The organism is Luteimonas sp. A478 (genome assembly GCF_054052025.1).
Genome location: NZ_JBSVRF010000002.1, coordinates 95828 through 107890 on the forward strand (window position 1 = coordinate 95828; position 12063 = coordinate 107890).

Annotated in this window: 13 protein-coding genes; 3 read left to right on the forward strand and 10 right to left on the reverse strand. The window is 68.3% G+C overall.

What is annotated here, in order from left to right:
- Positions 1 to 4: 4 nt before the first annotated feature.
- Positions 5 to 547, reverse strand: a complete 543-nt coding sequence (locus ACW7G3_RS04110; RefSeq protein WP_456975731.1) for a DUF924 family protein — start codon at positions 545 to 547, stop codon at positions 5 to 7.
- 273 nt (positions 548 to 820) lie between these two features.
- On the opposite strand from ACW7G3_RS04110, the gene ACW7G3_RS04115 reads away from it, so the two are divergent.
- Positions 821 to 1354, forward strand: a complete 534-nt coding sequence (locus tag ACW7G3_RS04115) for an outer membrane beta-barrel protein (RefSeq protein ID WP_456981252.1) — start codon at positions 821 to 823, stop codon at positions 1352 to 1354.
- Positions 1355 to 1453: 99 nt separating this feature from the next.
- Positions 1454 to 2128: an SDR family oxidoreductase gene (locus ACW7G3_RS04120; protein ID WP_456981254.1), complete on the forward strand. Its 675-nt coding sequence runs from the start codon at positions 1454 to 1456 to the stop codon at positions 2126 to 2128.
- Positions 2129 to 2182: 54 nt separating this feature from the next.
- Here the strand turns inward: ACW7G3_RS04120 and mnmG are convergent, their stop codons facing one another.
- Positions 2183 to 4075 (reverse strand): tRNA uridine-5-carboxymethylaminomethyl(34) synthesis enzyme MnmG, encoded by a 1893-nt coding sequence (gene mnmG, locus ACW7G3_RS04125; protein WP_456981256.1) that lies wholly within the window; start codon positions 4073 to 4075, stop codon positions 2183 to 2185.
- 410 nt (positions 4076 to 4485) lie between these two features.
- Positions 4486 to 5187, reverse strand: coding sequence for a hypothetical protein (locus tag ACW7G3_RS04130; protein WP_456975723.1), 702 nt, complete (start codon positions 5185 to 5187; stop codon positions 4486 to 4488).
- Positions 5188 to 5395: 208 nt separating this feature from the next.
- Between ACW7G3_RS04130 and ACW7G3_RS04135 the strand changes: the two genes are divergently transcribed.
- Positions 5396 to 6046, forward strand: coding sequence for a YdcF family protein (locus tag ACW7G3_RS04135; protein WP_456975896.1), 651 nt, complete (start codon positions 5396 to 5398; stop codon positions 6044 to 6046).
- Between the two features lie 4 nt (positions 6047 to 6050).
- Here ACW7G3_RS04135 and ACW7G3_RS04140 read toward each other — a convergent pair whose 3' ends face one another.
- The 7 genes from ACW7G3_RS04140 to bioB form a co-directional block, all read right to left on the reverse strand.
- A complete protein-coding gene (locus ACW7G3_RS04140) occupies positions 6051 to 6650 on the reverse strand; it encodes a hypothetical protein (protein WP_456981258.1) in 600 nt (199 codons plus the stop codon).
- Positions 6651 to 6730: 80 nt separating this feature from the next.
- Complete coding sequence (bioC, locus tag ACW7G3_RS04145) at positions 6731 to 7624, reverse strand: malonyl-ACP O-methyltransferase BioC (protein ID WP_456981260.1); 894 nt, start codon at positions 7622 to 7624, stop codon at positions 6731 to 6733.
- Complete coding sequence (gene bioH / locus ACW7G3_RS04150) at positions 7625 to 8404, reverse strand: pimeloyl-ACP methyl ester esterase BioH (protein ID WP_456981825.1); 780 nt, start codon at positions 8402 to 8404, stop codon at positions 7625 to 7627.
- 16 nt (positions 8405 to 8420) lie between these two features.
- The gene (locus ACW7G3_RS04155; RefSeq protein WP_456981262.1) at positions 8421 to 9440 is read right to left on the reverse strand and encodes a multidrug resistance efflux transporter family protein; all 1020 of its coding nucleotides are present in this window, start codon (positions 9438 to 9440) and stop codon (positions 8421 to 8423) included.
- A complete protein-coding gene (bioF, locus tag ACW7G3_RS04160) occupies positions 9437 to 10648 on the reverse strand; it encodes an 8-amino-7-oxononanoate synthase (protein WP_456981264.1) in 1212 nt (403 codons plus the stop codon). The genes ACW7G3_RS04155 and bioF overlap by 4 nt, the downstream gene beginning before the upstream one ends.
- Positions 10641 to 11003, reverse strand: coding sequence for a hypothetical protein (locus ACW7G3_RS04165; RefSeq protein ID WP_456981266.1), 363 nt, complete (start codon positions 11001 to 11003; stop codon positions 10641 to 10643). The genes bioF and ACW7G3_RS04165 overlap by 8 nt, the downstream gene beginning before the upstream one ends.
- The gene (bioB, locus tag ACW7G3_RS04170; protein ID WP_456975711.1) at positions 11000 to 12055 is read right to left on the reverse strand and encodes a biotin synthase BioB; all 1056 of its coding nucleotides are present in this window, start codon (positions 12053 to 12055) and stop codon (positions 11000 to 11002) included. Before bioB ends, ACW7G3_RS04165 begins: the two co-directional genes overlap by 4 nt.
- Positions 12056 to 12063: the final 8 nt, after the last annotated feature.

The following is a 12063-nucleotide window of genomic DNA, read 5'->3' on the forward strand; positions in this document are numbered from 1 at the left end:
CCGGTCAGCCGGAAAACCCGCCTTCGGCCAGGAACGCCTCTTCCTCACGGGTGTGTTCGCGGCCCAGCACCGGGTTGCGATGCGGGAAGCGGCCGAAGCGCCGAATGATGTCGCGGTGTCCGCTGACCCGCTGCGCCCGCTCCTCGCTGATCCGGGCGCTCAGGGCGATCGACATTTCCTGGTCCGCCAGTTCCTCGGAGTGGGTGAACGGGAAGATGAAGAACACGCGGAAGCCCTCTTCCGCCCGCGCCATGTAGTCCCTGCGTTCGGACTCCCAGGCAAACATGCGCGCCAGGCCATCGGTCGCGTACATGTGTGCGGTACCGCGGAACGCATTGCGGGGGAACTGGTCAAGCAGAACCATCAACGCCAGCGCGCCCTCCGGGCTTTTGATCCATTCGTCGCAGCGGCGTGCAGCGGCGTCCATGTGCAGGCCAAGGAAGCCCTCGCGGAACAGCTGGTCGAAGGCATCGTCTTTCTGCATCCAGCGGCCATCGGCGACAACGTCGCGCCAGAAGTCGATCACCGTATCAATTCGCGGATCCATGCCGATCCCTTCTGAAGAAACGCCTTCAAACATAGCTCACCGGTTCCTAAGTTTTACTGAGCCGGCTATTGCTCCTCTCCTGCAGTGCGCGCACATCCGTCATCCACCCGCAGACCGACATTCCGAGGGCGGAATTCACCCAAAACGCCTTGGCAAAAGACCGTTCCATGGCCCATGGGACGGTGGATCCCACAAACGATCGTTTGAATCGTGCGCCCGGACTCCATATCTGCTCTGAGCGGGCTTCCCCGCATGATCGATAGGAGTTCCCCCATGACCAAGACCAACCTGATTGCCACTTCCATCCTTGCCGCAGCGCTGGGCGCGCTGTCATTCAATACCCAGGCGGCCGAGCCGACCGGCTTTTACGCTGGCGCCGGTGTGGGTCAGTCGATGGTGGACGAGTGGTTTGCCGATGACGAAGACGTCGGGTTCCAGGTGTTCGGCGGCTACCAGTTCAACCCGTACTTCGGGCTGGAGGCGGCCTATACCAACTTCGGCGATGTAGACGTGACCGGTGGGGTCGGCGAGCTTGATGCCGACGCATTCTCCCTGGTCGCCGTAGGCACGCTGCCCTTCACCGAGCGGTTCTCCGGCTATGCCAAGGCCGGCTTCAACCGCTGGGATGCCGATGTGGACATGCCCGGCGTTGGCCGCGTCAGCGATGATGGCACCGACCCCACCTACGGCCTGGGCCTGCAGTACCGCTTCACCGACACCGTAGCCCTGCGCGGCGAGTACAGCCGCTTTGAAATGGACGACGTTGACGTGGACCTTGCGCAGGTACAGGTACGCTTTGATTTCTGATGTTTCCGCAGAAACGACATACGTACGGGGTCGGCATTTTGCCGGCCCCGATTGCATTCCTGCGGGCTGTAACGCGCAGCTATCCATCGAGGAAAAGACATGACTGATAAAAATCGCATCGTGATCATCGGCGGCCACGGCAAGGTGGCGCTGCTGGCCGCGCCAAAATTGAAGGCCGCCGGCTACCGCGTGGATTCGATCATCCGCAATCCCGATCACGCCGACAGCGTGCGTGCCGCGGACGGCAACCCCGTGGTGTTCGATATCGAATCGGCCGACGTGGACGCGATGGCCAAGGCCTTCGAAGGCGCTTCGGCCATCGTGTTTTCCGCGGGCGCGGGCGGCGGCAATCCGCAGCGAACCCGTGCCGTCGACTACGAAGCCGCAACGCGCGCCATGCAGGCGGCGGAGCAGGCCGGGGTGAAGCGGTTCGTGATGGTGTCCTACGCCGGCGCCGACAAGGACGTGCATCGGCTTGACCCTTCCGACTCGTTCTATCCCTATGCCAAGGCCAAGCATGATGCCGATGCGAAGCTGCGCGAGAGCGCGCTGGACTACACCATCCTGGGCCCAGGCCTGCTGACATTGGAGCCGGCCACCGGCAGGATCCAGCGGGCGGAAACGACCGGCGCCGAGTTGGCCGAGGACAAGCGGGTCACCTCACGCGACAACGTGGCCGAGGTGATCACCCATGTCATCAGAACCGCTGCCGCCAGTCGCCAGACCGTGGATTTCTACGACGGCGACACGCCGATCGCTGAAGCCATCGCCTGAGCGCGCCTCCAGAGGCGCAGGAGCGCGCCATGCGCGCTCCTACATTTGGGTGGATCAGGCGGCGGTGGCGCGGCGGGTGCGCTCCAGATGGACGAGGAGCAGGGAGACGGCCGCTGGGGTGACGCCTGAAATGCGGCGCGCCTGGCCAATGGTCTCCGGGCGCACCCGCTCGAGCTTCTGCTGCACTTCAGCCGAAAGCCCGCGCACCTGGCCGTATTCGAAGCTGTTGGGAATGGGCGTGACTTCGTGGCGCTGTTGGCGGGCGATCTCGTCGCGCTGGCGCTGCAGGTAGCCGGCGTACTTGGTTTCGATCTCGACCTGTTCCGCCACATCCGCAACCACCGGTACCTCCGGGGTGAACGCCGGCAGCGACACCAGCTTCGCGTAGTCCAGCTCCGGGCGGCGCAGCAGGTCCAGTGCGCTGTTCTCGCGAGTCAGCTCAATGCCCAGCGTGTGCGAAGCCTCGCGGCCGGCGGCGTTGTTGGGCGAAGCCCACAGCCCACCCAGCCGTGCGGTCTCGCGCTCGATCGCCTCGCGCTTGACGTCAAAGCGCGCCCAGCGCGCGTCGTCCACCAGACCCAGTTCCCGACCGATGGCGGTCAGGCGCAGGTCCGCATTGTCCTCACGCAGCTGCAGGCGGTATTCGGCGCGGCTGGTGAACATACGGTAGGGCTCGGTGGTGCCGTGGGTGATCAGATCATCGACCAGCACGCCGATATAGGCCTGGTCACGACGCGGCGACCACGCCGCTTCATCGCGCAGCAGGCGCACGGCGTTCACTCCGGCCAACAGGCCCTGGGCGGCGGCTTCTTCATAACCGGTGGTGCCATTGATCTGGCCGGCGAAGAACAGCCCGGCCACGGCCTTGGTTTCCAGCGAAGCCTTCAGCCCGCGCGGATCGAAATAGTCGTACTCGATCGCATAGCCGGGGCGGGTGATGTGTGCGTTCTCGAATCCCACCACGCTGCGCACCAGGTCCAGCTGCACGTCGAACGGCAGCGAGGTGGAGATGCCGTTGGGATAGATCTCGGCCACGTCCAGGCCTTCCGGCTCGACGAACACCTGATGGCTGTCCTTTTCCGCGAAGCGCACCACTTTGTCTTCGATCGATGGGCAGTAGCGCGGGCCAATGCCTTCGATCTGTCCCGTATACATCGGCGAACGATGCAACGCGCCGCGGATGATCTCGTGGGTGCGTTCGGTGGTCTGGGTGATCCAGCACTCCACCTGACTCGGATGATCAGCGCGGCTGCCCATGAACGAAAACACCGGGCGTGGAACATCCCCGGGCTGCGCGGTCATGCGGGAGTAATCAAGGCTGCGCCCATCCAGCCGCGGCGGCGTGCCGGTCTTGAGCCGGCCAACCGCGAAGGGCCGCTCGCGCAGGCGCTGGGCCAGGGTGGTGGCGGGCGGATCGCCGGCCCGCCCCGCGGAGTACTGCGCTTCCCCCACGTGCACGCGGCCGGCCAGGAAGGTCCCCACGGTCAGCACCACGGTGGGCGCGCTGAAGCGCTGCCCGCCCTGGGTGATGATCCCGCGTACGGCATCGCCCTCGATGACCAGATCGTCCACGGCCGACTGGAACACCGTCAGCCCGGGCTGGCTCTCCACGACCTGGCGGATGAAAGCCCGGTACAGCGACCGGTCCGCCTGGCAGCGGGTGGCGCGCACGGCTGGGCCTTTCGATGCGTTCAACCGCCGCCACTGGATACCAGCTGCGTCGGCGGCCTTGGCCATCACCCCACCCAGCGCATCGATCTCCTTGACCAGATGCCCCTTGCCGATACCGCCGATGGCGGGATTGCAGCTCATCGCGCCGATCGTTTCGATGCTGTGGGTCAGCAGCAGGGTGCGCGCACCCGCACGCGCGGCCGCCAGCGCGGCCTCGGTGCCCGCATGGCCACCGCCGACCACGATCACGTCATGGCTGAAAAAGTCCGTACCCATCTGTCTGCCTGTCTGTGTCGAAGCGCGGCCAAAGGCCGGCGCCGGGCCATTATCGCCCCTCGCCCCCATTCATGAATTCCAGCGGGATTGGCACGCATTCTGCGTACGTATCCACTGCACCCGGGAAGGCAAGCGCCCAGAGGGCGCGGCTGGACTGGAACAGGGGCTGGCCACGCGCAACCCGGGGAAGCGAAGGGGCCGGATGTCGGGGGACATCCGGCCCCGTTTTTTTTGCGGATCGGCCTTGCTGGCCTCTTGATCGGGTTGCCGACACCCGGCGGGAGCGGAACAGGGGGGATCCGGAAGTCTCCCGCCGGGGGTCGGCATAGACGGCTTGCGCGCGTCGCAATGCGACGCTGGCTGTCACATGGCCCTAGCTTGCGCCCACAATCTGGGCAGTGCAAGGGGCACTAGGGCTCAATAGTGCGATGACGGTCACCGTCCCGCGATCGCGAAGCCGGTGCCGGACGGCGTGCAGGCCGCGGGGACGCATTCTGACGTGCCGGGGTCACAGACTGACGCGTAGCGGCAGGCGTGGGACGACTGCGGTTCGGCTGCGAGCTCCGCTGCTGGGAAGGACCCGCCCGCCACGGAGAACTGCGGCTCGATTGGCCGGTGGACGGCCTGGTGGACGGATTCGACTGCTGGATGCGCTCGCGTCGCTGGCTCTGCGGACGCGGACCCGCGGTGTTGCCGCGACCGATGCGCTGGGCGCGCTCACGATGTTCAACCCGGGTGACGCCCTGCAGATTTCGCCAAGGAGAATTGGGACGACTCTCGCGGGGCGGTCGGTTGTGATCAGGACGCGGGCGCACAACGATTGGGCGACCGTAGTAGGCCCCGGGGTAGTAACCGTAGGACGGATAGCCGTAATAGCGCGACCCGTAACCGTAACGATCACCGTAACGGGCGTAGCCGGGGTAGCCATAACCCACGCTGCCGTAGGCGCCGTAAACACTCCCGTAGCCCACGCTGCCATAAGGCGCGCCGTAGTAACCGGTGGAAGAGCGGTCGTAATAGTAGTCACCGCTGCCACCGCGGTAGCCGTAGGTGGCGCAGCCGCCTAGCAGCAGCGCGGCAAGCCCAACGGCGACGATATAGCGGATTTTCATTGGATCGCCCCTCTGTGACTGGTGTCCAGCATGGGCCCAGGCCATTGAATCATGGCTTAATTCAGCTGAAGCGGCGTTGTGATAGCTGAACGGACCCGGCTTCGGCTACGCTTTGGCCGATGGCATCTTCGCTCCCTGCCGCCGGCCTCCAGAACGTCCCCGCCCCCAGCACCCGCGGCGTAACCTGCAGCGTGGTGGCGCCGGAAATATTGCGGATGGCCGAGGAGCAGGGGTGAGCGCCCGGCGCCGGCCAGGAATTTTCCGGCGGCTGCTGGGCGGCCTGTTCAAACTGGGCGTGCTGGCCCTGCTGTGGCTGGGCGGGGTGGCGGCGTACATCGCCTGGACCGGTGCGCGCGACCAGGCCGCGCCGGCGGAAGCGATCATCGTGCTGGGCGCCGCGGCCTACGACGCCCGCCCGTCGCCGGTGTTCGAGCAGCGCATCGCCCACGGCATCAACCTGCACGAACAGGGGCTGGCCGAGTGGATCATCTTCACTGGCGGCTTCGGCGGCGAGGGCGCTCGCTTTGCCGAATCGGAAGTGGCGCGGCGCTACGCGATCGAGCGTGGCGTGCCGGAGGAACGGATCCTCATCGAAACCGTCTCGCGTACCACCCGGCAGAATCTGGAACAGGCCGCGATGCTGATGCGCGAGCGCGGCATGCGCAGGGCCATCGTGGTCAGCGATCCGCTGCACATGGCCCGGGCGCTGCGGCTGGCCCGTGGGCAGGGCATCGAGGCACTGGGATCAGCCACCCCCACGACCCGCTTCCGCAGCCTGGAGTCGCGCTGGCAGTTCCTGCTGCGTGAGGTGTATTTCTTCCACCGCGACCGCTGGATCGAGCTGACCAGCGACCGCTGAGCGGCTACAGCTCGCGGCCGTAGCGGGTCATTCCTTCCAGCAGCAGATAGCGGGTGGCGGCGGCGCGTTCGGCCAGTTCGAAATCCTGCAGCACGCCCACCAACTGGCGGAACGAGCGGCAGCGGGCCTCGCGGCTGCGTTGGTCATCACCGGTGGCAACCATGCCCGCGGTGAACCCGTCGTGCACCAGCATGGCCGTCGCGCCCGCGCGCCGGAGCACCTGGCTGGCATGGTCCTGGTCGTAGGGCTGCAGCGGGTTCTGCATGCCCGCCACGGCAATCGCCACCGCGGCGTCGGTAAAGCGCGCCCTGCTTTCCGTGCCCAGACCATTGGCCACGCGCTGCAGCCCCACCAGGCTGCGATCGGCGGCCGGATCGAACAGGGCGCAGAGCAGCCGCGCCTCCTCATCCGTGGCGGCGGCATGCAGCACCGCCTGGTACAGGCCATCCATGTCACGGTCCGTGGCCCGGAGCATCACGTCTTCGGCACCGGCCAGAACCATTGCCGGATTGATCCCGGACAGGTCGATCTCATAGGTGTGCTGCTGCGCGTTGGCGGACAGCGACAGGCAGCTCAGTGACAGGGCAAGCAGCAGTGCGCGCATGGCGGAAACAGTTGGGAAATGACGGCGCCGAGTGTAGGCAGCGGCGCCTGAATCGCTCCGGTGCGGCCTCCGGCCACGGGCTATTTGCGCCGGCGGACCGGAATGCGGTCGGCGGGAAAGCTGATCACCTCTTCACCGCCCAGACGGATCGGCGCGCCCGGTTCCGGTGCCCAGGCCATGCCGGTGATCACCTCCCAGCTTGCCGGCAACCTGCCGTTGCCACGCAGCGGTTCGTAGGCCTCGGCGGCGCGCGAGAAGCGGGCCCGCCCGGTCAGGGTGCGGCGACGGCTGGCCAACGCATTGGTCGCCCCCATCGCACGCAGCTCGCGCATCAGCGTGGGCAGGTCGTCATAGCCGCGCACCATCATTTCGCGGTCGATCACCGGGTTACGGAAGCCCGATTGCATCAGCGCATCGCCGAAATCGCTGATGGTCACGAACGGGCTCACGTGTGGCGCTTCGTCGGCGGCCGCGAACGCCCCACGCAGCTCGTGCAGGGTGTCGTGGCCGAAGGTGGACAGCAGCAGCAACCCGCCCGGCCGCAGCACCCGGCGAAAGCCCGCCAGCGCCGCCGGCAGGTCTTCCACCCACTGCAGGCAAAGGTTGGAGAACAGCACGTCCACGCTGCCATCGGCCAGCGGCAGGGCTGCTGCGTCGGCACAGACCCGATCGATGCCCCGGCGCAGGCCCAGGCCCGCGGCCAGACCGCCACCGGCGCGGCGATCGATCTGCTGCAGCATCGGCAACGCCAGGTCCATCGCCATGACGCGCGCTTTTGGCCAGCGCTTGCGCATGGCGACCGACGCGTTGCCCGGCCCGGCACCCAGGTCCAGCACTGTGTCCGGCAGGGTGTCGTCCAGGTACATCAGCGATTCGAGCAGCCAGTCCTCGACTTCGCGCTGCAGCCCGGCGGCGGCGGAATAGCCATCGGCGGCGCGGCCGAAAGCGTGGCGGATATGGCGGGAATCAAACATCTACGGATCCAGTGAGGCTTCGAACCGGCGCAGCGCATCGGCGACCACGTCGGCATGGGTGAGAAAGGGGGCGTGGCCGGCATGCTCCACCTGTTCGAACTGCGCCCGCGGAGCCAGCGCCGCAGCTTCACGCATGGCGCGTGGATCGACCACGCGGTCGCGACGGCCGGCCAGCCACAGGCTGGGCACGGGCAGACCCGGCAATGCCGGGCGCAGGTCGGCTTCCTGCAGCAGGCGCAGGCCATCGGCCAGCACTCCGGCCGCCGGCTCGCCGCGGGCGAACAGTCCGTCGCGCAGCGTGCGCAACTCTTCCTTGGCGTGATCGGAGCCGAACGCCTCCAGCGCAATGAACCGCTCCAGCGTGCCGCGCCAGTCCTGGCGCAGGCCGGCGGCGAAGTCCTGGAAGATTTCCGGCGACATGCCGTAGCGCCAGCTGCCTTCGCCGGCACCATCGCGGACGAAGCGCGGGCTTGAGCAGAGCAGCGCCACTCCGCGCACCGCCGGCGTGCGTGTCAATGCCGCCTGCAGCGCGAACAGACCACCGAGCGACCAGCCCAGCCACAAAGCGCGCGGCAGTTGGGCCACCAACGCGTCCACCACCGGCCCCGGCGCCAGCGGCAGCCCGGCCCCGGCGCTGTGGCCGTGCCCGGGCAGATCCACGATGTGCAGGGTGTAATCCGCTGCCAGGCGCTCGACCAGCGGCGCGAATACGCCGCCGTGCATCGCCCAGCCGTGCAGCAGCACCACATCCGGCCCGCTGCCGGTCGTCTCCACGTGCAATGTGCTCATTGCCTGATCATGCTCCCTTGTCGGTACGCAGGACCTGGACCGTCTTCGCGCTGCCAGCCGCGGGCCGCGCCACCGTCCAGGCGAAGGTGATGATCCCGGCAATCACCACCAGCGCGCCGTACATCGACAGCCGGCCGGGCCAGGCTTCACCGAGCAGCAGCGCGCCCAGCAGGACCGCGAACACCACTTCCGAGCCCTGCATGGCCTCCACCCCGCCCAGCGCCAGCGGCTGGTTGCGGACCATGCCGGTGGCCTGGAAAAACAGGATGGTGGCGATCACCCCGGCAAACAATGCCACCCCGGCGGCCAGCCACACGTGCGAGGCCGCCGGAACGCCCGACTGCACTCCGGCGTACAGCGCCACTGCAATCCACAGCGGCTGGCTGGCCAGGGTCATGCCGAACACGCGCTGGGTGGCGTTTAAGTTTTCCCCGCTGCGTTCCAGGTGCAGCAGCAGCAGGCGGTTGCCCAGCGGAAACGCGAACGCGGCCACCAGCACGCAGCCCAGCGCCAGCCACGCGGAGCCATCCAGCGGCCAGCTGGCGTATCCGACCTGCATCAGCAACACCCCGGCCAGGATCACCACCGCCACGGCCAACCCTGCCGGCGGGATCCGGCGGCGCTCGTCCTTGTACAGGAACGGCGCGCACAGCATGCCGGTGACCACGGTGACCAGGAAGCTGCCGGCCACCAGCCAGGCCGGTCCGCTGGCCGCCGCCAGGCTGAGCATGCAGTAAAACAGCACGAAGCCGATGGCCCCGCAGCGGATCCACGCCCACGGATGCGCGGCGATCGCCCGCAGCACCGGCCGCGCGCCGCCCTGGAACCACACCAGCGGCAGCATCAGCGGCAGGGTGATGAGATATCGAAGGGAGGCCATCCACGCCCAGTGACCGCCCTCCAGCGCGCTGGCGCGGTTGAGCACATAGGTCATGGTGAAAAACAGCGAAGCCAGCAAGGCAACGCCAAGGGCGACCAGCGCGATGCGTGCCGGCGAAGACCCCACGCCCAATGCCGGGGGATTCATTGCCGCATGCCCGCCTCAAGCCCGTCGCGCGCCCGCACCAGCGCGTCCACCAGACCGTCCACGTGGGCTTCCTCGTGCGCCGCGGACAGGGTGATCCGCAGCCGCGCGCGGCCTTCGGGCACCGTGGGTGGGCGGATCGCCGCCACCCAGTAGCCCTGCTGCTCCAGCGCCCGGGAGAGCGCCAGCGCGTGGGCATCCTCGCCGCACAGCAACGGCTGGATGGCGGTGTCGGAAGGCATCAGTTCGAAGCCGTGGCCGCCGAGGCCGCGCCGCAGCCGGTGCACCAGGGCCGCAAGCTTGCCGCGGCGCCAGTGCTCGTGCCGGGCCAGCTTCACCGCCGCCAGCGACGCCGTGGCCAGCGCCGGTGGCAGGGCGGTGGTGTAGATGTAGGGACGCGCGGTGCCGGCCAGGTGTTCGATCAGGTCCGCCTCGCCCACCACCGCCGCACCGTAGCCGCCAAGCGCCTTGCCCAGGGTAACCAGCTGCAGCGGCACCTGCTCCACTCCCAGGCGCGCGGCGGCAACGCTGCCGCGCCCTTCCGGACCCAGCACGCCCACGCCGTGGGCGTCATCCACGTACAGCAGCGCCTGCTGCGAATGGGCCGCCACCGCCAGCTCGCGCAGCGGCGCCACGTCGCCATCCATGCTGAACACCCCATCGGTGGCCAGCATGGCCGCTCCGCCGGGCGTGGCCCGCAGCTGGCGCAGCGCCCCGCCGGCGTCGCCATGTGGATAGCGGCGCAGGCGGCAGCCGGCCAGCAGCGCAGCGTCGATCAGGCTGGCGTGGTTGAGCCGGTCCTGCACGCACACGTCGCCATCGCCCAGCAGCGTCTGCAACACCGCCAGGTTGGCCATGTAGCCATTGCCCAGCAGCAGCGCGCGCGGCGCCTGCAGCCAGTCGGCCAGCTCGCGCTCCAGGAGTTCGTGCTCCTGCGAATGGCCGCAGACCAGGTGCGAAGCCCCGCCCCCGGCACCGGTGCGCATGGCACCGTCCGCCAATGCGTTGGCCACCGCGAACTGCTGGGCCAGGCCCAGGTAATCGTTACCGCAGAAGTTCACCAGCCAGCGGCTCGCACCGCCCTCGGCGGCCAGTTCGCAGCGCACGCCGTCGCGGCGGAGCACGGTGCGGCGCACGCGCAGCCGGTCACGGGCGACGCGCTCGGCCCGCTGCCCGGCAATGCGCGCCCGCAGGTCTTCGCGCTCAGACAAGCTGGCGCACCCACACCGCGATCGCGCCCATGGCGATTGCCGGCAGCGTGGCCAGGCCGCCCAGCGAAGTGACCAGTCGCTCCCCGGCCGGAATCGGCGCCTCGCGCATGCGCTGTGCCTGGGCCACCGAGTGCTGCGCCAGCACCAGCACCGACAGCAGCAGCGCCCCCATGAACAGCAGGCCCGCGCCGGCGCCGCGATAGAACAGCACCACGCCCAGCATGACCACGGCCATCGCCGCCATCGAGCCCAGCGCCGCGGGCAGTCGCTTTCCCGCGCGCAGGCGCGCGCGAAATCCGGCCAGCCCGATCAGTGCCAGCATCACCAGGTACGCCCAGGCGTACCAGGGCATCACGCCGCGCAGGTCCGGGCGCCGGCCACGATATCCGCATGCACGGTGCCGCCGTGGTCATGGTCGGCGGCATCGACCTCCACATGCATCGGACGCAGGCCCAGACGTTCAAACAGCGCCAGGTCGCGCTCGGTATCCGGGTTGCCGGTGGTCAGCAGCTTCTCGCCGTAGAAGATCGAGTTGGCCCCGGCCAGGAAGCACAGCGCCTGCAGCTCATCGCTCATTTCCTCCCGCCCTGCCGACAGCCGCACCATCGAGCGCGGCATGAGGATGCGGGCGACCGCAATCGTGCGCACGAATTCGAACGGGTCCAGCTCGGCCGCGGTGTTTTTATCGGCCAGCGGGGTGCCGGCCACCTGCACCAGGCGGTTGATCGGCACCGAATCCGGATGCGCCGGCAGGGTGGCCAGCGCAAACAGCAGGCCGGCGCGCTGGGCACGCGATTCGCCCATGCCCACGATGCCGCCGCAGCAGGTCTTCAGGCCCGCGTCGCGCACGTGGCCGAGAGTATCCAGACGGTCCTGGAAATCTCGGGTGCCCACGATCTCGTCGTAGAACTCCGGATCGGTATCGATGTTGTGGTTGTAGTAGTCCAGCCCGGCGACCTTGAGCGCGGCGGCCTGTTGGCCCGACAGCATGCCGAGCGTGGCGCAGGTCTCCAGGCCCAGCGCCTTCACCTCGCGGATCATTTCCGCCACCTTGGGGATGTCGCGATCCTTGGGCGAGCGCCAGGCCGCACCCATACAGAAGCGGCTGGCACCGGCGGCCTTGGCCTGGCGGGCTTTTTCCAGCACCTCATCGGTGGCCATCAGCTTGGTCGCATCCACGCCGGTGTGATAGCGCTGGGCCTGCGGGCAGTAGGCGCAATCCTCCGGGCAGCCGCCGGTCTTCACCGACAGCAGGGTGCTGACCTGGACCTCGGCGGGGTCGAAGTGCGCCCGGTGCACGGTGGCGGCGTGGTGCAGCAGCTCCGGGAAGGGCAGGTCGAACAGCGCTTCGATCTCGGCGCGCGACCAGTCGTTGCGCAGATCGCGGGTTTCACTGACTGCAGGCATGGCGGTTT